The sequence below is a fragment of the Peribacillus sp. B65 genome (assembly GCF_058513295.1).
The window spans coordinates 4,909,959-4,933,336 of sequence record NZ_CP195840.1 but is presented as its reverse complement, the minus strand read 5'-3'; the positions used below and the strand labels follow the sequence as shown (position 1 = coordinate 4,933,336).

The window sequence follows — 23,378 nt, the reverse complement described above, 5'->3', positions numbered from 1 at the left end:
TGAAAATTCTTCAAAAATGAATATAGTCTGGCAATGATGGCGAAGAGGTCACACCCGTACCCATTCCGAACACGGAAGTTAAGTTCTTCAGCGCCGATGGTAGTTGGGGGTTTCCCCCTGTGAGAGTAGGACGTTGCCAGGCTGTTCATTTAAATCTTCAAATGGGTTTTAGGAAACATTATATTATTCCGCAGTAGCTCAGTGGTAGAGCATTCGGCTGTTAACCGAACGGTCGTAGGTTCGAGTCCTACCTGCGGAGCCATATGCTTCCATAGCTCAGTAGGTAGAGCACTTCCATGGTAAGGAAGAGGTCAGCGGTTCGAATCCGCTTGGGAGCTTCCCAATCTATCTATGAACACAAAACAGTTCGGCCCGTTGGTCAAGCGGTTAAGACACCGCCCTTTCACGGCGGTAACACGGGTTCGAATCCCGTACGGGTCACCATTTTAAATCATTAATCCGGAGGATTAGCTCAGCTGGGAGAGCATCTGCCTTACAAGCAGAGGGTCGGCGGTTCGATCCCGTCATCCTCCACCATTTTATTCTTTACTTGCCGGTGTAGCTCAACTGGTAGAGCAACTGACTTGTAATCAGTAGGTTGGGGGTTCAAGTCCTCTTGCCGGCACCACTTACAACCATATATTGCGGAGGGGTAGCGAAGTGGCTAAACGCGGCGGACTGTAAATCCGCTCCTTTGGGTTCGGCAGTTCGAATCTGCCCCCCTCCACCATTTTAATAAAAACCTGTGGATCAGTTATATATTCTCTATATTGGGGAATTATATGATTACCACCTTTTTATTTTGTTGAATATTAATTATTGCATATCATATATTGGGCTATAGCCAAGCGGTAAGGCAACGGATTTTGATTCCGTCATGCGAAGGTTCGATCCCTTCTAGCCCAGCCATTTGCGGAAGTAGTTCAGTGGTAGAATACAACCTTGCCAAGGTTGGGGTCGCGGGTTCGAATCCCGTCTTCCGCTTAATATATTTCATATCCCTTAGGGGCCTTAGCTCAGCTGGGAGAGCGCCTGCCTTGCACGCAGGAGGTCAGCGGTTCGATCCCGCTAGGCTCCACCATCAACTACATACACCAAAACTTACGTCTTAAGCCAAAAATGGTTTAAGACTTTTTTTTGTTTAAGGCTAGTTGGGTATACTAATCGCAAGAAAGATCTTTTTTTACCAAAAACATATGTGATAGGAAAACGTGCATCTTTATACATGGAAATGTCGAGTTGAACCAACCGGCATATACGATATAAAATGGTGGAAAGGGGGAATTGTATGTCTATTCAGAAAATTTCCGTCATCGGGTTGCCTATGGACCTTGGTCAAGCAAGGCGAGGGGTGGATATGGGACCTAGTGCCATTCGCTGCGCAGAGATTGTCGAGCGGCTTGAAAGATTGAATATAGAAGTAGAGGATTTAGGGGATATAATTGTGGGGCGTCCTGAAAGTGCAGATGAGCCTGGGACAAATCTAAAAAACTTACAGCTTGTAGCAAAGGGTAACACCCTGCTTGCCACAAAAGTTGATGAAATAATAGAAGGAGGCTCCTTTCCGCTTGTATTGGGAGGAGACCATTCGATAGCCATAGGTACACTGGCAGGAGTCGCAAAGCACTATGAAAAATTAGGCGTGATTTGGTACGACGCACACGGGGATTTAAATACGGAAGATACTTCACCATCCGGGAATATACACGGTATGCCCCTGGCTGTCAGTATCGGGCTTGGACATCCGGACCTAATCAATATCCATGGTTTTGCTCCAAAAGTGAAACCGGAAAACATCGTAATAATTGGGGCAAGGTCATTGGATGAAGGAGAAAAAGAACTTATCCGTGAGAAAGGGATTAAGGTATTCACGATGCATGAGATCGACCGTTTGGGAATGACACGGGTCATGGAAGAATGCATTGATTACCTAAGGGAAAGAACGGATGGCGTCCACCTTTCATTGGATTTGGATGGAGTTGACCCAGCAGATGCACCCGGAGTGGGCACACCGGTGATTGGTGGTATAAGCTATCGGGAAAGTCATTTGGCCATGGAAATGCTTGCGGAATCCAACTTGATTACATCAGCTGAATTCGTAGAGGTGAATCCCATTTTAGATGAGCGAAATAAGACGGCGATCGTTGCCGTGGCCCTAATGGGTTCCCTATTTGGAGAAAAATTATTATAACTGAAAATTAAAAGAAACAGTAACCGGCTTGTAATGGGTTACTGTTTTTTATATGCTAGAAGACGTAGGTTTATTTTCCAGGGTGTATGTAACAGGAACATAGTTATAGATAGATGGTTGCAATCGTATATCCGTATTCACTTTAGAGCACTTCTGTCTGTGGGATCTCCATTTTTAGTTAAATGGATGTATTGGATGATTAAAGAATCCAGTTTACTGCTAACTTCAACAACCTCATTATCCACCATCGAAGAACGGGAAGCCAAAAACATCATCTTCTGTCTGTATTGTTCAATATGGTCTAAAATTTGTTCAGCAGTCATATAGAGAATCACTCCCTTGAATTTTACAATTTCTTACTATATAGCCCTGTTTTTTTTTTCTTAAACATAAAATGTAAAACTTTGTTAAAATTAATGTATTAAATTTTTGAAACCTTTTAGCTTACGATTCGTAGTAATCGTATAGCCGCATGAGCGGGGGTAATACCGGAAAATGGATGCACTCATTAAAGAGAGAATTAATCAAGTATTAAAGGGAGACCATAATGCATTTGGGGAAATTGTCGAAATTTACAAGGACAAAGTTTTCCAAATATGTTTCAGGATGCTCGGAAACAGGCAAGAAGCAGAAGATTTGGCGCAAGAGGCCTTTGTAAGGGCCTACGTGAATATTCGGAGTTTCAATATAACAATGAAATTTTCTACATGGTTATATAGGATTGCGACCAATCTTTGTATTGACCGGCTTCGCAAGAAAAAACCGGACTATTATCTAGATGCAGAGGTGGCAGGAACAGAGGGATTGAATATGTATTCCCAAATTGCATCGGATATGGCGAAACCCGAGGAAGAAGTTGAATCTTTAGAACTGCAGGAAACGATTCAAGTGGAAATAATGAAATTGCCCGAGAAATACCGATCGGTAATAGTATTGAAGTATATTGAAGAGCTATCACTAAAGGAAATCAGTGAAATACTCGATTTGCCGGTCGGTACGGTTAAGACGAGGATACATCGCGGTCGGGAAGCCTTGCGTAAACAACTACGCCATTTATAAAAAGAAGGTGAGAAAAATGAACTGCCATGAGGAAATCATTGAATATATGCATGATTATTTAGATGAGGACATCAAACCGGAGCATAAAGAGGTTTTACGGGAGCACTTGAATAACTGTGCTGAATGCCGGGATTACTTTCATGAAATGAAAAAGGCGGTCGCTCTTGTACAAAGCACTTCCCATATAAAGGCCCCGGATGACTTTACAGCAAAGGTTATGGCTCAATTGCCAAAGGAAACGAAAACAACAGGTGCCAAACGTTGGTTCAAAAGCCATCCCTTCATGACAGCGGCAGCGATGTTCATCATATTGATGACAGGATCTGTTTTTTCGACTTATAATCAGGACGAACATTTTTCAGTATCAAAGCAGCCTAACTTAGTGGTCGATGGTGAAACGGTGATTGTGCCTGAGGGTGAGACAATCAAGGGAAATGTGGTAGTTCAAAATGGTAACATTCAAATAGATGGTGAAGTAGAGGGAGATGTAACAGTCATAAATGGGCATAAATATATGTCTAAGGCAGGGAATGTGACTGGGAGCATCCATGTTATTGACCAAGCTTTTGAGTGGATGTGGTATAAAGTAAAGGACACTGCAACCTCGTTGGTTCCTGCTAAAGATGAGAATAGGGAATAAAATCTGGGTGAGGGCACCGTTTTTCATTTAAGGTGACTTCGCCCAGCTTTATTTTTTTAGGGGACCATTATTCATGGTTCTTTTTTCCTGTGTAAATTTCTCACACTAGTTTTTAGATGTATCATTTAAAAAATGGTATACTATTAAGGTTATCGTATAAAGATTGTAATTGGTATTTGGAGTAATACTGACTGGAGGAAACAACATGTCTTTAACCAATTTGACTGTTTGGGACTATGTAGTAAATTTCATTGATATTCTCCTTGTATGGTTTGTGATATATAAATTGTTAACTATTATTCGAGGCACGAAGGCTATTCAGCTGCTAAAAGGAATTTTTGTAATTGTCATTGTAAAAAGCTTAAGCAACCTGTTTGGTTTCAATACACTCGGATGGTTAATGGCACAAGTCATGAATTGGGGAGTATTGGCGATTCTCGTCATTTTTCAACCTGAACTGAGAAGGGCACTTGAACAATTAGGACGCGGGAAGCTCTTTGCAAGGGGCACCGTTCCAGAAGAGAATCAGCAAGAGCGTTTAGTCGAGGAAATCCTAAAGGCGTCCACCTATATGGCAAAAAGGCGTATAGGAGCCTTGATTACGATAGAAAAAGGTACGGAGCTTGGGGATTATGTTGAAACGGGGATACCCCTGAAATCCTACATTTCTTCAGAACTGCTCATTAATATCTTCATCCCTAATACGCCGCTCCATGATGGCGCAGTTATTTTGCAAAATAACCAGGTGGCGGCTGCAGCCTGCTATTTGCCATTATCAGAGAGTCCATTCATATCAAAGGAACTTGGTACACGGCATAGGGCAGCCATAGGCATGAGTGAAGTTACGGATAGTCTTACGATTGTCGTTTCAGAAGAAACGGGGGGAATATCCGTCACTAAAAACGGGGAACTTTACCGGGATTTGAATCAAGAATCATTTAGGGCCATGCTTACAAGTGAACTGGTAGTGGAAAACATCAAATCAACTTCCTCAAGCATCTTTAACTGGAGGGGGAAAAAGAATGGATAAATTCACCAATAGCGCTTGGTTTATGAGAATCGTAGCTTTCGCCTTGGCAGCACTTTTGTTCATTTCCATTAACTTTGAGATGGAGTCGGATAAAAAATCGCTTGGTTTATCGACAGCCCCTGAAATCAGTACGGAGACCATCGAAAATGTACCGGTTGAAGTGTACTATGACCGTGAGAATCTAGTGGTGAGCGGAGTGCCGGAGACGGTTGATGTTACGCTTAAGGGAGCAAAAAGCCTCTTGATAAATGCGAAAAATCAAAGGGACTTTAAAGTGTATGTAGACCTTTCCGATCCTGCAATCTCAATGGGGGACAGAACTGTCACATTTAAAATAAGTGAGTTGAATGAAAAGTTAGTGGCGACGATCGATCCGGAATATGCCGAAGTCAACGTTCAGGAACGGGTGACGAAGGAATTCTCCGTTGAAGCCGAGTATAATAGCTCTTTACTTGAAGAGGGTTATACCGCTGGTCAGCCAACAGTCAGCCCGAAAACTGTCAAAATTACGGGTGCTAAAGATGCGATTGAACAAATTTCGTATGTAAAGGCAAACCTTGAAATAAGTAAGGGACTTAGCGAAACGGTGAACGCCAAGGCTACGGTTAAAGCCCTGGACAGAGACTTGAATAAGCTGGATGTGACGATCGAGCCATCTTCAGTTGCCGTTTCCTTAAAAGTGAGCATTCCTTCCAAGACGGTTTCGATAGAACCGAAGCAAACTGGCAAGACAAAGGATGGCATCAGGATCACAAGTATAAGTGTCGACCCAAAAGAGGTCACCTTATTCGGTTCGGAATCGGAACTGGAGAAAATAGATGAAATAAATCTTCCTGTAAATATCTCGAAAATCGATGGTGATACAGAATTGGAACTCGATCTTAATAAACCGGAAAGTGTACAAAAAATGTCCTTGGGTAAGGCAAAGGTCAAGATTCGCACCGAGAAAGTTGATGTGGATGAAGAGAGTTCAGAGCCAGTCGTAGAAGAGGAAGAACCTGAAACTGAACAAAAACAAGAAGAGCCAGTAGTCGAAAAAGAAGAAGAAAAAGAAAAAGATGAAACGGCTGCCGTTGAGTCCAAAACTTTCAACAATATACAAATTGTGCCTGTGGGCATACAGGATGGCCAAAATGCCGAATTGGAATCCGATGTAACTAGCATCACCTTGCTTGGTGAGGCGGATGATTTGAAGAAAATAACTAAAGACGACATTAATCTTACAGTAGATGTGAGTAATTTAGATGAAGGTACGCATGATGTGGATTTGGCGGTATCAGTGCCTGAGGGAATGGAATGGGAACTGGATTCTGAAACGATCTCGGTCACCATCACACAAAAAGACGAAGAGACATGACCTTGCTTTAACAACATCATTTAATTCAGTAACGATTCGAAGAAGGAGCGATAAAGATGGGTAAATATTTTGGAACAGACGGAGTAAGGGGTATAGCGAATAGCGAATTAACACCGGAGTTGGCATTTAAACTAGGCCGTTTTGGTGGCTATGTTCTTACTAGAAATACAGAAAAACCCAAAGTGCTGATAGGGCGCGATACTCGTATTTCAGGTGAAATGCTGGAAGGTGCGCTTGTTGCCGGTCTTTTATCCATTGGGGCTGAAGTGATGCGCCTTGGGGTTATTTCGACACCGGGAGTTGCCTATTTAACAAAGGCCTTAAGTGCTGAAGCAGGTGTCATGATCTCCGCTTCGCATAATCCGGTAGCGGATAATGGCATTAAATTCTTTGGACCGGATGGGTTTAAGTTATCCGATGACCAAGAAGCGGAAATTGAAGCACTATTAGATATGGAAAAGGATGAACTTCCACGCCCGGTTGGCGGAGATTTAGGCCATTTGAACGATTATTTCGAAGGAGGGCAAAAGTATCTCCAGTACTTGAAACAATCAGTGGATGAAGACTTTACAGGCATTCATGTTGCTCTTGATTGTGCACATGGGGCGACATCTGCCTTGGCCATGCACCTGTTTGCAGATCTTGATGCAGACATCTCTACTATGGGGGCATCGCCAAATGGATTGAACATTAATGATAAGGTAGGTTCCACCCACCCTGAAGCACTTGCTGAATTCTTAAAAGAAAAAGGTGCGGATGTTGGACTTGCTTTCGATGGTGACGGAGACCGTGTCATTGCCATAGATGAAAAAGGAAATATCGTGGACGGCGACCAAATCATGTATATCTGTGCGAAATACTTGAAAGAAAATAACCGTCTGAAACAGGGAACAGTGGTTTCTACGATCATGAGCAACCTTGGTTTTTATAAAGGTCTTGAAGAGCATGGCATACAAAGCGCCCAGACGGCAGTGGGTGATCGCTATGTGGTCGAGGAGATGCGAAAAGGCGGCTATAACCTTGGCGGTGAACAATCCGGACATATCATCTTCCTGGACTATAACACGACAGGTGATGGCTTATTGACGGGTCTACAGCTTGTGAACATCATGAGCGATACCCAAAAAACCTTATCGGAGCTTGCTGGCGAGATGAAGAAATATCCACAAACGCTGATCAATGTCAGAGTTACCGATAAACACGCTGTAACCGATAATGAAAAGGTACAGGAAGTCATCAAGGCTGTTGAAGGGGAAATGAACGGAAATGGCCGTATTTTGGTGAGACCATCCGGTACTGAACCGCTAGTCCGTGTTATGGCTGAAGCACCGACAGTTGAGGAATGCACTAATTATGTAGATCGCATCGTCGCAGTTGTAAGAGCGGAAATGGGAATAAACGAATAACCAATCCTATGCATAAAAGGAACTAAATTTCCTTTTATGCATATTTTTATAAAGAAGTTCTTTTTCGCAGGTCTTGGTAATAAAGAATTGACCTATGTCCCTTATTTAAGGTATGATTATCCTGATTTACAACTCATTTTCTTGAAAATGGTTGTTTTAAAAAGGAGGGTAGGCAAGGAGAAACGGATTCACAAAAGCGCCTGAACTAAGTCTGGACGAGAAATGGCTTAGTTGACGAGGAGGAGGTTTATCGAATGATCGGCGGATACCTCCCGGCTGAAGTGCACAGCCGCAATAATTCCAATCTTAAAACAGTAGGGCAACTTACTGCACAAAGGGTTGGAAATGCACAATGGGAAAAAGTGCTTTAGGGCATTTCCTTTATAAAAATATATTAGAGATGAGGGGGCAGGGATGCCCCCGTGCATTCCTGTTCCCTCGAATCGGTTGGAGGAACAGAAATTATGTGTGGAATTGTTGGATATATTGGACTTAACGATGCAAAGGAAATTTTATTAAAAGGTCTTGAAAAACTTGAATATCGCGGTTATGACTCTTCAGGGATTGCTGTGAGAAATGAAGCAGGCGTGACAATCTTTAAGGAAAAGGGAAGAATCGCGGACTTACGAGCAGCCGTGGATGATAATACTATGGCACAAACCGGAATTGGACATACGCGCTGGGCCACCCATGGTGTGCCAAGCCGTGAAAATGCCCATCCACACCAAAGTAATTCAGGTCGATTGACTTTAGTTCATAATGGGGTCATTGAAAACTATGCGATTCTAAAACGTGAATATTTGAAGGATGTTGCCTTTAAAAGTGAAACGGATACGGAAGTCATCGTTCAACTGATAGAGAAGTTCGTGAACGAGGGCATGGAAGTGGAAGAGGCGTTCCGTCAAACACTCACTCTATTAGAGGGTTCATATGCAATTGCCCTATTGGATGCTGAAAATGATGAAACCATCTTAGTCGCAAAAAATAAAAGCCCGCTGCTGATCGGCGTCGGAAAAGACTTTAACGTTGTCGCTTCGGATGCAATGGCGATGCTGCAAGTCACAGATCAATTCCTTGAACTGATGGATAAGGAAATGGTTATCGTGACAAATGAAAAGGTAACGATCAAGAACCTTTCCAACGAAGAAGTCATGCGTGCTCCATACACTGCTGAACTGGATGCAAGTGATATTGAAAAAGGTACGTATCCTCACTATATGCTCAAGGAAGTCGACGAGCAGCCAGCTGTAATACGTAAAATCATTCAAGCATACCAAAATGAAGAAGGTAAACTTGCAATCGATTATAATATTACTGAAGCCGTAAGTGAGGCTGACCGTATTTATATCATCGCTTGCGGAACCAGCTATCATGCAGGGTTGATTGGTAAGCAATTCATCGAAAAAATGACTGAAATTCCGGTTGAGGTACATGTGGCATCGGAGTTCACTTACAATATGCCGTTATTATCAAAAAAACCGTTATTCATCTTCATTTCACAAAGTGGTGAAACTGCAGATAGCCGTGCCGTATTAGTGTCCATCAAAGCGCTTGGTCATAAAGCCCTGACCATCACGAACGTACCTGGCTCTACATTGTCACGTGAAGCGGATTATACGCTCTTGCTGCATGCTGGCCCAGAAATTGCCGTTGCCTCTACAAAGGCATACACAGCTCAAGTTGCGGTCTTATCCATCCTGGCAAATGTAACTGGCCAATTCCGTAACATGGAGTATGGTTTCGACCTTGTAAAAGAGCTTGGAATCGTAGCGACTGCAATGGAAGCCCTATGTGATTCGAAAGAAGAGATGGAAGAAATTGCTCGTGAATATTTGTCCGTTACGAGAAACTGCTTCTTCATCGGCCGTTCCCTTGACTACTATGTCGTTCTTGAAGGGGCCCTTAAGCTGAAGGAAATTTCATACATTCAGGCTGAAGGCTTTGCTGGCGGAGAACTTAAACATGGAACGATCGCCTTGATTGAAGAAGGTACACCTGTCATAGCACTTGCTACGCAAGCAGGCGTCAACCTAAGCATCCGTGGTAATGTGAAGGAAGTGGTTGCCCGTGGCGCCAACCCTTGCATCATTTCCATGAAGGGGCTTGAAGAAGAGGATGACCGTTTCGTCATCCCGGAAGTGAATGAACTATTAACACCCCTTATCTCTGTTATCCCGCTGCAGCTCATTGCTTACTACGCAGCCTTGCACCGCGAATGTGACGTGGATAAACCGCGTAACCTTGCGAAAAGTGTAACGGTTGAGTAAGTTACAATGAATGCAATGTAGATCTAAATAAAGTTCAACTGTTTATAAAAAGTTGCGAAGCTTTACCCCTTTGGCTATGATTAGCCAAAGGGGTATTTTTAATGTCTAAAACAACGAGAACCTCTCAAGCTGACAAGCGGTTTAAAGCATGCCAAGGAATAGGAAAAGTGTGCAGTGACAATAAAGTTGTTTAATGCAATCTATCAAATCCATCGGTAGGTAATAACGGCATCCAATAGAGCAATGTTAATGATCTTCCTATGGTGCATTGTTGAAAGAAACCCGTATTGGCATTAAATTTAGGCGATGTTGAAAATGAAGTCTTCATAAAAATTTTTTAATTTAGGGGAGAATGACATGGAAGTCTTTGCAGAATTTTTAGCGAATATTGATAACCCGCAACATAGGGAACGAACGGAAGAGGTCTTGGCTTGGGTAACTAAGAAGTTTCCAAATCTAATGCCGAAAATTGCGTGGAATCAGCCTATGTTTACCGATCATGACACATATATTATTGGCTTTAGCGTAGCCAAACATCATATGGCTGTTGCCCCTGAAAAGGCAGGGATCGATCATTTCTCTGATGAAATCGTGCAGGCTGGCTATGATCACACCAAGCAGCTGGTACGTATCAAGTGGGACAGCCCGGTTGATTACTCATTACTTGAAAAAATGATCGAGTTTAATATTTTTGATAAGGCAGACTGTTCAACTTTTTGGCGGAAATAAATAAAAATCGGAGGGTGGGCTGAATCTCTATTAAAGTGTCCATTATTCGGGGTTCTGTTCAATATTAGAAGTGAAACGATGTGGTCCTGGGGTAAAAGCTCTCCATATCTGCTGCCTGATATAGCTCCATAGGCAAAAAGGCAGTTTCTCCGTCTTTAATGACCTTACCATTACGGTTGCGACTCCATAAATAGTTTAAGTTCAAAAAAAGCACAATGAGTTCCAAATTTGGAACTCCTTGTGCTTTTGTTTTTTGATAAAATCGAGATAACGAATATTATAACCAAACTACTTAAGATATTAAATCAAAAATTCATAAGGGGTATCTAAGGAAAAAATATTAGGTGGGGTGAAGAAATGAAGAAGTTATTATACCTTTTTATATTAATAATTCCTGTATTTTGGTTTGGATTTAATCCCATATCAACCTTTGCAAGTTCTCCAACTGAATTAAAAGAGGAAAGCCAATCAGGTGAGTTTCTGACAGAATATACAACTCTATCAGGCTCTGATGTACTTTTAGGTCAAGAAATACCTATACTTGTAGATGAAAAAACAGGAGAGATGACGAATAATAGATTTGGTATATCTCCAGTGTGTGCTACTTGTAATCGGTATACTTGGAAAACAGCCACAGATAAACGACAATCAAGTGTCTTTCACAAAAAAGTGACTGATACTACAAACTGGAGTCTTAACCTTACCTTCAAGGTGGAGATAGCTGGTAAATTAGTTATTTCTGGTGGCGGAGAAAAGGTATATTCGGCAACGAAAAAATGGAACCAATACAAAGAAACATGGAAATTGACTGGCACTCTAAAAACATATAGTCCAACTGGTAATTTGATAAAAACAGAGCAAAGAAATGCAACTTACATTAAATATAAAAAAGTGGCAATAAAATAAGTTGAAAAAAGTGCAAATACAAACCCTGATTCTAAAAAATGGATTCTTTGAAATTATTGTATAACAAAGGGGTAAGAATGGATACTGATATTAAGCAAACACATCGCTTTATATTATATATAACAATACTAATTATGATTATTTTTCCTTTTGCCCAACTTACATTACAAGAACTTTTTTTGCAAATAAACAAACAATTATTTTTCTTTATAAGTAAACTGGTTATTATCTATGTTCTTTTTCTTTTCTTAAAAAAGAAAAAAATAACCTTATCGAGCATTAGGCTTAATAAGGTACATATAAAATATATTCTTCTTGGTATTTTAATGGGTAGTATAGCTCACATGCTAACTGTGTTTTTTGGTAGGATTCAACATTATCTACTAACGGGCCAGTGGCTTACTGCTGAAAAAATTGTTGGTACACTTATGGAGAGTAGTAAAAACATAAGTTTTTACAGCATTATGATGATTGGCTTTTCAGTGGCGATTAGTGAAGAAATTCTTTTTAGGGGTATATTATTAAAACAATATCAGAGAATGAACATAAAATCGGCCATAATTTTAAGTGCTTTTATTTTTAGCATTTATCATATGACGGTAGGAAATTTTGTTTTTGCATTTGTAATGGGTATTTCTCTTGCACTATTAACTATCTATACTGGGAGTATCGTTCCGGCTATCTTTTTTCACTTTTTGGTGAATGAAATAATGAGGATCATCATGCATTTCCCAGAAAAGGTTACTGAAACTTATTTTCAGGTAATGGTGTCGCCAATTACTACCATAACAGGTTTAATATTTTTTCTATCTATATTAACTTTTCTATTTATAAAGGTAAGAAAAAATAATCAATTTCAAAGTGAAAAAGTTAAATTCTTTGATGGATATATTATTTTGTTGTTTTTGATGTATGTTCTTTTCCTAACAATAAAATAAATTTTAATCAAAGATAATACAGGTATTATAACGATTTCATTTAAGAGGAATGTCCATACTTATTGCCACCAACAATTTTTCCGGCTTGTTAATCGTTGGGTATCAAATTCGCTTTTTGTACCCAACGTTTATAATATAATTAATATTAATATGATTAAATTATCAATTCCTGTTTCAATCTTTTAAGGAAGTTTCCGCAAAATTTCACACAATCGCCTGCTTTTAGTAGAAGCGTTGATATCACAATATAATCATCAACGAACGGGCAGTGTTTTTAAAAATAGCAGGCAGCACTAATGATTTAAAAAAGGTTTTTAACAATCACAAAACCCTCACGAAATAGGAAGCAGAATGGTGAAGGTCGTTCCCTTTTCGAGTTCACTTTTCACGGATATGGTCCCTTCATGCATCTCTATAATTCTTTTCACGATGGATAGGCCTAGACCGCTGCCGCTTTTTGAGCGGTCCCTTGCCAGGTCGGCTTTATAGAATCGCTCGAATATATGGAACTGGTCCGTTTCGGAAATGCCGATTCCATTGTCGGATATCGTTATGGATGCCAGGCTATCAATCTGTTGTAATCGAATCGTGATCTTTCCGCGATGGCGGGTGAATTTGATACTATTGTGTATTAAATTTGTCCATACTTGGCTCATTAAGTCCTGGTCTGCAACTATTGGAACTTTTTCTAAGGATATATCCAATTCGAGTTCTTTTTCCAACCAAGCGGGTTCACAAGCCAAAATAATGGTTCGTATTTGCTGATCCACCCTGAAATTTGTCCTTTCAAAAGGATGATGCTCGGATTCAAGGGATGTAAGCTTTAGAAGGTTATCACTTAATTTAGATAATCTCCTGCTCTCTGTCTCTATTATATGAAGATAATGATTTCGTTCTTCGGGTGTCAGCTTATTAAATTGAAGAGCTTGGGCAAATCCTACAATGGAGGTAAGGGGCGACTGTATTTCGTGTGAGACGTTAGAGATGAATTCCTGCCGCATTTCTTCCATTTGCTTCAATTGCTTGGCCATGTGATTGAAGTGGTTAATGATATCCGTCATTTCGTTTTTCTTTTCCATTTTAAAATCCAATTGTACATTATAATCGCCATTTGCTATTTTCCTTAAGGCATCTATGATCTCGAGGTAAATATTTACCCGTTTATTGTGATGGATAGCGCGGATAAGATAACCGATGGATATCATGATTGCGATGCTTGTCATGATAGTGGCCAGAAACCGAACATAATCGGTTAACCTTAAGGGCAATAGTTCAATGATATAATATCCGGCGGAAAAGCAAATTGAAATAAACGTAACAAAAAACAGCGTGCCAAACATTTGTTTGAAAAATCGATTGCTTTTCATCTTGTTATCTCCAAGCGGTAGCCCAATCCCCAAATCGTTTTAATCCGGAAGGGGAATTCCGATTCTGGAAACCGTTCTCGCACTCTTTTAATATGAACATCGACAGTTCGTTCATCACCGTCATAATCATAGCCCCAAATGTCTTCGATAAGATCTTCCCTGGAAAAAGTTTTTCCAGGATAGCTTGCTAATTTAAACAACAATTCGAATTCTTTTAAGGGAATCGTATATTCCAGTTCTTTGAATGAAATTTCATGTGTGTTGCGATTCATCTTTAATTCGCCGATATTTAATGTTTGTGAAATAGTGATTTTATAGCGTTTTAGTAATGCCTTTATTCTCAGAACCAATTCGATCGGTTCAAATGGCTTTACAAGATAATCATCTGCCCCAAGCCCGAAACCTTTTACTTTCTGTGTTGTTTCCCCTTTTGCAGTCAGCATTAAAATGGGGATATCACTAAATTCCCGTAACTCCTTGCATAATTGCCATCCATCCATGTTAGGCATCATAATGTCGATGACTGCCAAATCGATTTTCGCTTTCTCCATTACTTTCAATGCTTGCAGTCCGTCTGAGGCCTCATATAGATCGAGGCCTTCTTTTCTTAACAACAGGTTTATAAGTTCGCGAATATGTGCATCATCATCGACTATCAATATTTTTGTCATCCTTCTTCTTTCCTTTCGGTGAATTAGGCCAGTTCAAGTTTGTTTAACTGCTGTTCAGCGAATTCGCGATATAATGAGTGCGTTTTATATAGCTCCTTATGTGTTCCGCTGCCCGTTATTTTCCCTTTTTCCAGAAAGATGATTTGATCTGAACCAACAACGGTCGATAGGCGGTGAGCAATGACTATTGTTGTTCGGCCTTTCATTAAATCATTCAATGCCTGTTGAACCACTTTTTCTGATTTGCTGTCCAGGCTGGAAGTAGCTTCATCAAGCATTAATATTTTGGGGTTTCTTAAAAATGCACGAGCGATCGCGATTCTTTGTCTTTGACCGCCTGATAATTTCATGCCCCTTTCACCAACCTCTGTATCATATCCGTTCGGCAGATCAGAAATGAACTGATCTGCATACGCCATTTTAGCCACTTGATTTAATTCTTCATCCGTTATATCCCGCTCGATACCATAACAAATATTATCTCGAATTGTACCTGATACAATCGGGCTTTCTTGTGAAACATATCCAATCTGGCTTCTCCATGAAAGGAGTGTGAAATCATTTATGTTTTCCCCTCCTATGGATATGGACCCTTGCTGTGGTTTGTAGAAACGCTCGAATAATGAAAAAAGGGTCGTTTTTCCGCTGCCGCTTGGGCCGACAATTGCAGTGACCTTTCCGGCTTCAACGTTAAAGCTTATATCTTTAAGTACCTGTTCTCCATTATTATAACTATAGTTCAGGTTCTCCACGCTGATTGATTGCCCTATATTTTGAACTGGCTTCATTGCATCTTCTTCCTCCACTGAATCCAGAATGGAAATGATGCGCTCTGTTGCACCCGTTGCTTTTTGGAATTGTGTAAAGAAACTGGCTAATTGAGCCATTGGCATGATTATTTGGAAAAGATACATGATGAATGCAACTAGAGCTCCAGCTGTCAGGGCTCCTGAAGAAACGCGCATTCCCCCATAACCTAAAATCAGCACGAGTAATGCCATCATGACAAAACTCATTAGCGGCGCAATCAACGCTTGGATTTTTGCCTCTTTTAATCCGAATTGAAATAATTTATGGATGCCCTTTTTTCCATTTTGATATTCCAAAGCTTCTGCATTCGAAGCTTTAACAAGGCGTATTTCCGTTAGCACCTGCTGAAGGACTGCGGTGAAGCTTGCTGTCTCGTCCTGCATTCCTTTTGAAATTTTATGCATTTTTTTCCCTAATGGCATTAATATCAAAACAGAGAGCGGAATTGCAGTGAACATCAATAATGTCATTTTCCAATCCAGAACGAATAACACGATCATGGAGCCTACGATGGAAATGATTCCAGTAACGAAATTTGAGAGGTGTTCAGATATTAATCCCTTCACTACTGTTGTATCATTTGTCATTCGGCTGACTGTTTCTCCCGATTGATGTTCATCAAAATAACTCACGGGTAATACGAGTAATTTTTTCCATAGTTGATCGCGGATACCGGCCACTACAGATTGACCGATCCGATTTAATAAATAGATGGAAAATCCACTGGCCAATGCTTGAACGATGATGGCAAGCACGAGAAGTGTGATCCGTTCAGTGCTTAGTGAACTGATTGAAAAATCATTAATTAGATTTTTTGTGAATAGAGGGACCGTTAAACCTACACCTGTTGTACCTAGGCTTAATGCTAATGCTAGCCCTATCATTAGTTTAGAAGGCTTCGTTTGTTGAACCAACCGAATGAACTGGCGCCATCCTTTTTGATTTTTTGCTTCTGACATATGTAAATACATCCTTTCTTGGTTTTCATTACAGAGAAGTATATAAAAAAGTTGTGAATTGAATATGAACTACTCTTAGTTATTCCACGAAAATTCTGGTGAACCTTTTCTTTCTATTTTTCTTCAATACTACCGTCACTGTTCTCTGAATGAAAAAGTTTTAAAAATATGAAATGTTAAAGCTGATCAGTAGTGTGTGGCTTTTTCTTCTTAAGATACTATAAAAAAATTGGCCTGAAATATTCAGGGGACTAAGAAGGTAAAGGTATATGAAATTCATGGTTAATGGCAAGGCATATCAGTTATAATGGGTCACCAGTAGCAATTTGGAAAATCGGAATGGAATGGAGTACAATTATAGTAATGGGAATATGTAAAAGGGAGTAAGATACAGATGAAGCGGATTACCATATTGATAGCTGATGATGAGGTGGAAATTGCTGACCTGGTCGCTTTGCATTTGGAGAAAGAGGGATATAACTATATCAAGGTATCGGATGGGAAAGAGGCCATTCGTGTTATTAGCGATCAGAAGATAGATTTGGCCATCTTGGATATCATGATGCCGGAGTTGAATGGTTATGAAGTTACCCGTCAAATTAGAGAGAAATATCAAATGCCTATCATTTTTCTTAGTGCAAAAAGTTCCGATCTGGATAAAATCTCCGGATTGGTGATGGGGGCGGACGATTATATGACCAAGCCTTTCAACCCAATGGAATTGGTCGCACGAGTGAATGCGCAATTGCGACGGGCAATGCAGTTGAATAAAGCCTCAAACGAAAACGAATCTATATTGGAAGTCGGCGGTTTGACCATTTATCCGGATCAGCGCAAAGTGATACTATATGATGAAGTCATCGAACTAACTCCGAAGGAATTCGATATTTTGGTTCTCTTAGCCGGTCATTCCCAAAAAGTATATAGTGCGGAAAGTATTTTTCAGAATGTATGGGGCGAAGCGTATTATGAAATGGGCAATAATACTGTCATGGTTCATATTCGTACGCTAAGGAAAAAGCTTGGCGAGGATAAAAATAAAAACAAGTTCATTACGACAGTTTGGGGAGTGGGATATAAATTCAATGGCTGACATGTTACGAAGCTTCCGGGCTAAAATGATTGTATTGCTTGCATTGAGTATGTTGATAGCCGGAACCATTACCTTCCTGATATATAAAAGCCTTCAACTTTATTATCATACGAATGTAAAGGTCGAAGATCCATTGTTCCGTTTGCGTTTGATCATGAATATATATGGAGATCTAAACTTCTTTTTAATCATTTTTATCCCACTTTCGATACTATTCTTCTTTTTTCTTACTAAACCTTATGCGACATACTTTAATAAGATTTCCAATGGAATCAATGATCTCGCAAATGGTGACTTTAAAAGCAGAGTCGACATCTTATCAAAAGATGAGTTCCAGGATATAGCGGAAGATATTAACCGGGCTAGTGAGAAATTACAAGAAGCCGTAGAAAGAGGCGATTTTGCAGAAAGCAGTAAGGATCAATTGGTTCTGAACTTGGCCCATGATTTACGTACACCTCTAACTTCCGTTTTGGGATATTTGGACTTTATCCTTCGAGAAGAAGATTTACCTGCAGAACGAATCAGGCATTTTACGAAGATTGCTTATACGAAATCCCAACGTTTAGAGAAACTTATTGATGAACTTTTTGAAATAACCAGAATGAACTATGGCATGCTTCCATTAGAGAAAAAATCCCTCAACTTAAGTGAATTGCTCATTCAATTAAGTGAAGAACTATATCCACTCTTCGAAAAAAACCACTTGAGTGCAAGATTGACTCTTCCATCGCATTTAGATATTTCAGGTGATGGCGACCTATTGGCACGTGTATTCGAAAACTTATTGACCAATGCCGTACGTTATGGAAACGATGGACAGTTCGTGGATATCCTTGGTTTCACTGATAAAGGGGAGGTTGTGGTGCAAGTTATCAACTATGGAACTTGTATACCTGAGGAAGAACTACCTTATGTTTTTGATATGTTCTACACAAATGATAAGGCGCGGTCCCATAAAGATGGAAGCACAGGTCTCGGTTTATTCATCGCAAAAAATATTGTCGAACAGCATAATGGAACGATATCCGTTAAAAGCGATTCTATACAGACTCTATTTGAAGTGCGATTACCGCAGTGATTTAAGAAAAATTTTATTATTACCCCACTCTTTTTTTAAACTATTTTTCCTAACCTATAGAAAGAAGGTAAGGAGGACTGTTCATGAAGAAGTGGGTTTTTTTGTTTGTTTTATTTTTGCTGTTTGCACGTGAAGTAAACGAATATAAATCTGACGGTGATTTTCAAATTATTGATGAAAGACATGGTCTAAGGGTTCCGAAGGAAAGTGTAACGTTAGAAATAGCTAAGGATCAGGTTTACCAAGGGAATTTGTTATTGGTCAATAAGGAACATCCTGTACAACGGGGAGGGATCAAATCTGATGTGGTTAATCTATTTCAACACAAAGAACTAATAGATGGATATGGTCTGTTGGACGAAAGGATTCGCCTGTCACAGGGTGTGGCAGAGAAATTCTTGAAAATGGTTCGTGCAGCTGAAAAAGATAATGTCCGTCATTTCATGATTAGCAGCGGGTATCGGAATGAAGAGGAGCAAAGTCAGCTCTATCAAGAAAAGGGGTCTGCATTTGCTTTACCAGCTGGTTATAGTGAGCACAACTTAGGGCTATCACTTGATATAGGTTCCACCTTATCAGGTATGAATGAAGCCCCGGAAGGAAGGTGGCTGCAAAAGAATGCTTCGAAATACGGTTTTATTTTACGTTATCCGGAAAATAAAAAGGCTATTACAGGAATTGAATATGAGCCATGGCATTTCCGCTATGTTGGTCTTCCCCATAGTAGAATCATGCAGAAAAAGAATTTTACTTTGGAAGAATACCTTACTTATATAAAAGCGAAAAAGGAAATTGGGGGAACCATAATGGGTGTGGAATATGAAGTCACTTATTATCCTGTATCCTCAAAAAAGACGGTTAAGGTACAGGCCAACGCGTATGAAGTATCTGGAGATAATATGGGTGGAGTCATCGTGACTGCTTTTTCTTCTGTGCATCCACGTGATGGGCAAGAGAAATGAAGAAAATAATAATACAGGATATCATTATTCCAGCTTTGTTTGCTAGTTATATATTTTTGCTAATCAAAGTCATTTTATTTAAGTTTGGCCATATTGATATAACTTTTCTTCTGGAACAGCTTCAAAGTAATCTAAAAAACCCAGCAAATATGAAGGATAGATTATTATTGTTCGGTAATTTAATGCCGCTTAATGAAATAGTGACTGCTGTCCAAAATAGTACATATCACAATATATTCAATTTGCTAGGAAACATCGCATTATTCATTCCTTTTGGTATATTTCTACCCCTCGTTATTGGTAAGGGATATATAAATCTAAAGAGGGCATGCTGTATTTCCATTATAGTAAGTCTTTGTTTCGAAGTCGCTCAGGCTGTCTTTAATATCGGCATCTTTGATGTGGATGATCTTCTATTAAATACGTTTGGCGGAATGCTAGGGTATGCCCTATTCAAGTTAAACATCAAATCGAAAAACCATCAAGTATTATTGTAGATGTACAAGAATGAAGGAGTTCCTTTAACATGAGCATAGGAAAAAAGAGAGCCCGGGGCTAGATCCGGGCTTTTCCCTTGTCCTCAAATAATTTTCAACTTATATCGAATAGGTAAAAAGATATAGTGATATTTTGTTTTTAATAATAAATACCTATATAAGCTAAAAACTTACCGGTTTTAACCGATTAAATATGGAGATACAAAAAACAGTATAAGTTAGGTGGAAAAAATGATTATTTTGAATGAGTCCATTGTGTCGCCAATTCTTCTAAAGGTGTTAGAGGAAAAGCAGATTCCAGTGCTGGAACAAGGGCAATGGGGAGACACATTAACATCAGAAAAGCTAAACATTCAAAAGGATACAGAATTTTTCAAGTCCATGGAAATGGACAAAAGAATTCTTACAAACTCTGAAAATGGCATAACATTATTAGGGCATTATCAACCGAATAGCAATGAATACATTTGGTCAAAGTTATTGAAGGATAAGAGTCAGGTACGAAATTTGACGAAATCTTTATATCCTGATTTCTTTTTCCAAGATATTGATTTATCCATTATAAGTGACCTGGATAAAAATCAAATACCGTTTCCGGTAGTTATCAAACCCAATATTGGCTATTCAAGTGTAGGGGTGCACAAAGTCAAGAATGAGCTGGATTGGGATATAGCCGTGAACCAGCTTAAAGCGGATTTACTTCATTCGGATGGATTATATGATTCAGAGGTGATCGGTTCCCAGTCCGTTTTAATAGAAGAGTGGATTCAGGGTGAAGAGTATGCGATTGATGGTTATTACAATCAAGATGGTGAACCGGTCATTTTGAATGTCTTTAAGCGACTATTCAGGGATGATTACGATACTTCCGATCGAATTTATTATACTTCGAAGTTGGCCATTAATGAAATCTATCATGATGCACTGAAGTTCATGGGGAATATCCAAACGGTCCTTCCACTAAGGAATTACCCGGTACACTTTGAAATTCGCAAAAAAGGAAATCGGGTGATACCCATCGAAATCAATCCCTTGCGTTTTGCCGGGGCGGGTACAACGGATCTAGGTTACCATGCCTATGGAATGAATATGTATGAACACTATTTTTCTGGAACGAAACCGGATTGGAATCGGATATTGGAAGAGATGGACGATCATATATATAGCTTTTTCTTTGCAGAGGTTCCACTGGAAATAAATCTGGAAGATGTTGCGCGTATTGATCATGAAGGACTTCGTCATGAATTCGAACATGTTTTGGAATATAGGCAGCTTCCTTTCCCAAATGACCGGAGCATGGCCATCATCTTTTATAGAAGTGAGGATTTGAATAAAAATCTCCGATTGCTTCATTTGGATTTAATACCATATTTGACTATAAAACACCTGGTTTTCAACTAAGGGGGACATGGAAATGAGATTTTCAAAGCTGAATCCTAAAAAATCTCTATTGGCAAAACTATTCTTGTTTTATATTATTCCTTTCGTACTTTTCGCAGGGGCCATGGGCCTTTGCTTTTCCTATATTACTAATAAAATGATCAATGAGAATGTCCTTCCGCAATTCGATGATCGTCTTTCTGAAAATGCCCACAGTTTGGCAGCAAGCCTCAATCCCACTTTGATAAACAAGGCTTCGGTACGGGGAGAAGAGATTAAGCGTGAGTTGGATGCCTTTGTTAAAGATAAAAAGGGAATCGAATATGTTTATGTTTTGAAGCGGGAGAACGATGCCGACATGATCGTAGCCCTGAACGGCAGCGAGGACTACATGGTGGAATCCCCCTTCACGCCGGAACAGGCAAAATCGATAGATGGAAAAAAAGATGTATTAAGTGAAATATATAAAGATAAGTGGGGTACACACAAGTCATACTTTACGCCAATCGATGGAACGGATGCGATTGTCGGAATCGATATGGATGCAAAATTCATTGATGAATTGAAAAGTACAATGATATTCTATAATATCTTATTTCTGGCAAGTGCCATTATATTAGGTGTGTTATGCGCCGTTGTCATCGGGAAAAAGATTTCGGGACCCGTCAATGAACTTGTTGGTTACACGAATGAAATGGCAAAAGGGGACTTAAGTAAATCGATTCCCGTTGTCAGACGGGATGAGATTGGCGATCTGTCAAGTGGATTTGAAGATATGAGATTAAGTTTGGCGCATATTATCCAGAATGTCCGTGAACATGCCCAAACGATGAATCAAACGACAGTGTCCATTCAGCAATCCTTTGAAGAGATGGTGGAATCCTATGGCCAGATAGTGACGGGGACAACGGAAGAAGCAAAAGCTTCGGAAGAACGTGCCCATCATATTGACCGAATTTCCAATATGATCAGTGACTTATCGGATACAATCCGTTTTATGAACGAGCAAACGAATGAAATGAATGAATTTACGATGCATACGAATACACTTGCTGAACAAGGAAGTAAGCAAGTGCAAGATGTAACGGGCCAGATGGATAAAATCATGGAAAACGGCCAAGCGAATAAAGCCAATTTGGTGAGCCTGGAAGAGGATGTAGTGAAGATAAATGAAGTGATTGGTCTAATTAGGGTGATTGCTTCTCAAACGAACCTGCTATCCCTGAATGCTTCCATTGAAGCGGCACGGGCTGGGGATGCGGGCAGAGGGTTTGCCGTAGTCGCTCAAGAGGTGCAAAAATTGGCTGTGCAAACAGATGAATCCATCGATATCATTTCAGAATCCATTATGCGGATTAATGAACAAACAGCCAAAGTCATCCAAAATAATGATGAGAGTTTTCAGGATATATTAAATGGTGTTTCCTTAGTGGAAAACAATGGCGAGATTTTCAATAAGATATTTGAATCCGTAGAGAAATTGCTGAAAGGCACGGAACAATTAGCCGCCCATTCGAAAAAAATCAATGAGTCTTCGGATGAAAGCCTGGCATCCATTCAGGAAATTGCAGCGATTTCAGAAGAAGGAGTCGCAACGACGGAGCAAATCTCGGCAGCTGCCATTCAACAAAGTACCATAATGACTGGATTGAAGGAGCAAAATCAAGATTTAGCAAATGAATCGGCGATTTTAGAAGAAATGGTAGAAAAGTTCATTACCGAAAAATAAATATTTGATGTAATCATCTACAAAAACCTTTCGTTATAACGAGAGGTTTTTGTTTGGATGAATGCATGTAAGAGTTCATGTGTAATAGATAGAGTCACTTTCGTTACTGCTTATTTTTTCATCGAATTGAGAGAGTATTAAAAATTGCTGGAAAAAAGTTTAACCAAACCATTTGCAATCGCTACCATTTAATGTTATGCTTAGTCTTAATTATTTTTGTTCGGTACTAAGGATACTAAAAGTACTACTTTTCGTTTTCGATGATGACTTAGAGCAAGGATAGTAATACATTGTGCTTAGATGCAC

General features: G+C 39.8%; 19 protein-coding genes, 9 tRNA genes, 1 rRNA gene and 1 pseudogene. 26 read left to right on the top strand and 4 right to left on the bottom strand.

Annotation, left to right across the window (positions count from 1 at the left end; translation table 11 throughout):
* Positions 1-26 precede the first annotated feature (26 nt).
* The 11 genes from rrf (at position 27) to rocF (ending at position 2,191) form a co-directional block, all read left to right on the top strand.
* Positions 27-142 (top strand): 5S ribosomal RNA (gene rrf / locus ACSR9O_RS24155).
* A gap of 45 nt (positions 143-187) precedes the next feature.
* Positions 188-262: transfer RNA gene (locus ACSR9O_RS24150), tRNA-Asn, on the top strand.
* A gap of 3 nt (positions 263-265) precedes the next feature.
* Positions 266-338, top strand: a tRNA-Thr gene (locus tag ACSR9O_RS24145).
* A 31-nt stretch (positions 339-369) separates the two neighbouring features.
* Positions 370-444: transfer RNA gene (locus ACSR9O_RS24140), tRNA-Glu, on the top strand.
* A 17-nt stretch (positions 445-461) separates the two neighbouring features.
* Positions 462-537: transfer RNA gene (locus ACSR9O_RS24135), tRNA-Val, on the top strand.
* Between the two features lie 15 nt (positions 538-552).
* Positions 553-628 (top strand) — tRNA-Thr (locus ACSR9O_RS24130).
* 18 nt (positions 629-646) lie between these two features.
* Positions 647-730, top strand: a tRNA-Tyr gene (locus ACSR9O_RS24125).
* A gap of 104 nt (positions 731-834) precedes the next feature.
* A tRNA-Gln gene (locus tag ACSR9O_RS24120) sits at positions 835-909 on the top strand.
* A 3-nt stretch (positions 910-912) separates the two neighbouring features.
* Positions 913-984, top strand: a tRNA-Gly gene (locus tag ACSR9O_RS24115).
* A 21-nt stretch (positions 985-1,005) separates the two neighbouring features.
* Positions 1,006-1,081: transfer RNA gene (locus ACSR9O_RS24110), tRNA-Ala, on the top strand.
* 207 nt (positions 1,082-1,288) lie between these two features.
* A complete protein-coding gene (rocF, locus tag ACSR9O_RS24105; protein ID WP_101225658.1) occupies positions 1,289-2,191 on the top strand; it encodes an arginase in 903 nt (300 codons plus the stop codon).
* Between the two features lie 137 nt (positions 2,192-2,328).
* Here rocF and ACSR9O_RS24100 read toward each other — a convergent pair whose 3' ends face one another.
* Positions 2,329-2,514, bottom strand: a complete 186-nt coding sequence (locus ACSR9O_RS24100; RefSeq protein WP_101225659.1) for an aspartyl-phosphate phosphatase Spo0E family protein — start codon at positions 2,512-2,514, stop codon at positions 2,329-2,331.
* A 172-nt stretch (positions 2,515-2,686) separates the two neighbouring features.
* On the opposite strand from ACSR9O_RS24100, the gene sigW reads away from it, so the two are divergent.
* The 9 genes from sigW (at position 2,687) to ACSR9O_RS24055 (ending at position 12,523) form a co-directional block, all read left to right on the top strand.
* On the top strand, positions 2,687-3,250 hold the full coding sequence (gene sigW / locus ACSR9O_RS24095) for an RNA polymerase sigma factor SigW (protein ID WP_048685727.1): 564 nt from the start codon (positions 2,687-2,689) through the stop codon (positions 3,248-3,250).
* A gap of 16 nt (positions 3,251-3,266) precedes the next feature.
* Positions 3,267-3,890, top strand: a complete 624-nt coding sequence (locus ACSR9O_RS24090; protein WP_101225660.1) for an anti-sigma factor family protein — start codon at positions 3,267-3,269, stop codon at positions 3,888-3,890.
* Positions 3,891-4,095: 205 nt separating this feature from the next.
* Positions 4,096-4,920 carry a diadenylate cyclase CdaA gene (gene cdaA / locus ACSR9O_RS24085; protein WP_034304935.1) on the top strand — a complete coding sequence of 275 codons (825 nt, stop codon included), beginning with the start codon at positions 4,096-4,098 and terminating at the stop codon, positions 4,918-4,920.
* Positions 4,913-6,277 carry a CdaR family protein gene (locus tag ACSR9O_RS24080; protein WP_230178739.1) on the top strand — a complete coding sequence of 455 codons (1,365 nt, stop codon included), beginning with the start codon at positions 4,913-4,915 and terminating at the stop codon, positions 6,275-6,277. Before cdaA ends, ACSR9O_RS24080 begins: the two co-directional genes overlap by 8 nt.
* A gap of 56 nt (positions 6,278-6,333) precedes the next feature.
* On the top strand, positions 6,334-7,683 hold the full coding sequence (gene glmM, locus ACSR9O_RS24075) for a phosphoglucosamine mutase (RefSeq protein ID WP_101225662.1): 1,350 nt from the start codon (positions 6,334-6,336) through the stop codon (positions 7,681-7,683).
* 464 nt (positions 7,684-8,147) lie between these two features.
* Positions 8,148-9,950, top strand: coding sequence for a glutamine--fructose-6-phosphate transaminase (isomerizing) (glmS, locus tag ACSR9O_RS24070; RefSeq protein WP_101225663.1), 1,803 nt, complete (start codon positions 8,148-8,150; stop codon positions 9,948-9,950).
* A 357-nt stretch (positions 9,951-10,307) separates the two neighbouring features.
* On the top strand, positions 10,308-10,679 hold the full coding sequence (locus ACSR9O_RS24065; protein ID WP_230178737.1) for an iron chaperone: 372 nt from the start codon (positions 10,308-10,310) through the stop codon (positions 10,677-10,679).
* 357 nt (positions 10,680-11,036) lie between these two features.
* Positions 11,037-11,585, top strand: coding sequence for a hypothetical protein (locus ACSR9O_RS24060; RefSeq protein ID WP_491725231.1), 549 nt, complete (start codon positions 11,037-11,039; stop codon positions 11,583-11,585).
* A gap of 77 nt (positions 11,586-11,662) precedes the next feature.
* Positions 11,663-12,523, top strand: coding sequence for a CPBP family intramembrane glutamic endopeptidase (locus ACSR9O_RS24055; RefSeq protein ID WP_491725230.1), 861 nt, complete (start codon positions 11,663-11,665; stop codon positions 12,521-12,523).
* Positions 12,524-12,855: 332 nt separating this feature from the next.
* Here ACSR9O_RS24055 and ACSR9O_RS24050 read toward each other — a convergent pair whose 3' ends face one another.
* Genes ACSR9O_RS24050 through ACSR9O_RS24040 form a run of 3 tightly spaced genes read right to left on the bottom strand, consistent with a single transcriptional unit; the run spans position 12,856 to position 16,342 of the window.
* Positions 12,856-13,890 (bottom strand): sensor histidine kinase, encoded by a 1,035-nt coding sequence (locus ACSR9O_RS24050; RefSeq protein ID WP_230178735.1) that lies wholly within the window; start codon positions 13,888-13,890, stop codon positions 12,856-12,858.
* Complete coding sequence (locus ACSR9O_RS24045; RefSeq protein ID WP_230178733.1) at positions 13,887-14,561, bottom strand: response regulator; 675 nt, start codon at positions 14,559-14,561, stop codon at positions 13,887-13,889. Before ACSR9O_RS24045 ends, ACSR9O_RS24050 begins: the two co-directional genes overlap by 4 nt.
* A gap of 23 nt (positions 14,562-14,584) precedes the next feature.
* Positions 14,585-16,342 (bottom strand): ABC transporter ATP-binding protein, encoded by a 1,758-nt coding sequence (locus ACSR9O_RS24040; RefSeq protein ID WP_230178731.1) that lies wholly within the window; start codon positions 16,340-16,342, stop codon positions 14,585-14,587.
* A gap of 382 nt (positions 16,343-16,724) precedes the next feature.
* Here ACSR9O_RS24040 and ACSR9O_RS24035 point away from each other — a divergent pair, with 382 nt between their 5' ends.
* The 6 genes and pseudogenes from ACSR9O_RS24035 (at position 16,725) to ACSR9O_RS24010 (ending at position 23,072) form a co-directional block, all read left to right on the top strand.
* A complete protein-coding gene (locus ACSR9O_RS24035; RefSeq protein WP_230178729.1) occupies positions 16,725-17,423 on the top strand; it encodes a response regulator transcription factor in 699 nt (232 codons plus the stop codon).
* Positions 17,416-18,504, top strand: coding sequence for a HAMP domain-containing sensor histidine kinase (locus ACSR9O_RS24030; protein ID WP_230178727.1), 1,089 nt, complete (start codon positions 17,416-17,418; stop codon positions 18,502-18,504). The genes ACSR9O_RS24035 and ACSR9O_RS24030 overlap by 8 nt, the downstream gene beginning before the upstream one ends.
* Positions 18,505-18,587: 83 nt before the next feature.
* A pseudogene (locus ACSR9O_RS24025) lies at positions 18,588-19,280 on the top strand (M15 family metallopeptidase); the annotation flags it as partial.
* Between the two features lie 182 nt (positions 19,281-19,462).
* Complete coding sequence (locus tag ACSR9O_RS24020) at positions 19,463-19,963, top strand: VanZ family protein (protein WP_230178723.1); 501 nt, start codon at positions 19,463-19,465, stop codon at positions 19,961-19,963.
* Positions 19,964-20,194: 231 nt separating this feature from the next.
* Positions 20,195-21,364 (top strand): ATP-grasp domain-containing protein, encoded by a 1,170-nt coding sequence (locus tag ACSR9O_RS24015; protein ID WP_260359287.1) that lies wholly within the window; start codon positions 20,195-20,197, stop codon positions 21,362-21,364.
* 13 nt (positions 21,365-21,377) lie between these two features.
* Positions 21,378-23,072 carry a methyl-accepting chemotaxis protein gene (locus ACSR9O_RS24010; RefSeq protein WP_230178719.1) on the top strand — a complete coding sequence of 565 codons (1,695 nt, stop codon included), beginning with the start codon at positions 21,378-21,380 and terminating at the stop codon, positions 23,070-23,072.
* The last annotated feature ends 306 nt before the right edge of the window (positions 23,073-23,378 follow it).

Excerpts from the sequence above, each read along its gene's own strand:
- rocF (WP_101225658.1), top strand. The coding sequence starts at position 1,289 with ATGTCTATTCAGAAAATTTCCGTCATCGGGTTGCCTATGGACCTTGGT.
- ACSR9O_RS24100 (WP_101225659.1), bottom strand. The coding sequence starts at position 2,514 with ATGACTGCTGAACAAATTTTAGACCATATTGAACAATACAGACAGAAG.
- sigW (WP_048685727.1), top strand. The coding sequence starts at position 2,687 with ATGGATGCACTCATTAAAGAGAGAATTAATCAAGTATTAAAGGGAGAC.
- ACSR9O_RS24090 (WP_101225660.1), top strand. The coding sequence starts at position 3,267 with ATGAACTGCCATGAGGAAATCATTGAATATATGCATGATTATTTAGAT.
- cdaA (WP_034304935.1), top strand. The coding sequence starts at position 4,096 with ATGTCTTTAACCAATTTGACTGTTTGGGACTATGTAGTAAATTTCATT.
- ACSR9O_RS24080 (WP_230178739.1), top strand. The coding sequence starts at position 4,913 with ATGGATAAATTCACCAATAGCGCTTGGTTTATGAGAATCGTAGCTTTC.
- glmM (WP_101225662.1), top strand. The coding sequence starts at position 6,334 with ATGGGTAAATATTTTGGAACAGACGGAGTAAGGGGTATAGCGAATAGC.
- glmS (WP_101225663.1), top strand. The coding sequence starts at position 8,148 with ATGTGTGGAATTGTTGGATATATTGGACTTAACGATGCAAAGGAAATT.
- ACSR9O_RS24065 (WP_230178737.1), top strand. The coding sequence starts at position 10,308 with ATGGAAGTCTTTGCAGAATTTTTAGCGAATATTGATAACCCGCAACAT.
- ACSR9O_RS24060 (WP_491725231.1), top strand. The coding sequence starts at position 11,037 with ATGAAGAAGTTATTATACCTTTTTATATTAATAATTCCTGTATTTTGG.
- ACSR9O_RS24055 (WP_491725230.1), top strand. The coding sequence starts at position 11,663 with ATGGATACTGATATTAAGCAAACACATCGCTTTATATTATATATAACA.
- ACSR9O_RS24050 (WP_230178735.1), bottom strand. The coding sequence starts at position 13,890 with ATGAAAAGCAATCGATTTTTCAAACAAATGTTTGGCACGCTGTTTTTT.
- ACSR9O_RS24045 (WP_230178733.1), bottom strand. The coding sequence starts at position 14,561 with ATGACAAAAATATTGATAGTCGATGATGATGCACATATTCGCGAACTT.
- ACSR9O_RS24040 (WP_230178731.1), bottom strand. The coding sequence starts at position 16,342 with ATGTATTTACATATGTCAGAAGCAAAAAATCAAAAAGGATGGCGCCAG.
- ACSR9O_RS24035 (WP_230178729.1), top strand. The coding sequence starts at position 16,725 with ATGAAGCGGATTACCATATTGATAGCTGATGATGAGGTGGAAATTGCT.
- ACSR9O_RS24030 (WP_230178727.1), top strand. The coding sequence starts at position 17,416 with ATGGCTGACATGTTACGAAGCTTCCGGGCTAAAATGATTGTATTGCTT.
- ACSR9O_RS24020 (WP_230178723.1), top strand. The coding sequence starts at position 19,463 with ATGAAGAAAATAATAATACAGGATATCATTATTCCAGCTTTGTTTGCT.
- ACSR9O_RS24015 (WP_260359287.1), top strand. The coding sequence starts at position 20,195 with ATGATTATTTTGAATGAGTCCATTGTGTCGCCAATTCTTCTAAAGGTG.
- ACSR9O_RS24010 (WP_230178719.1), top strand. The coding sequence starts at position 21,378 with ATGAGATTTTCAAAGCTGAATCCTAAAAAATCTCTATTGGCAAAACTA.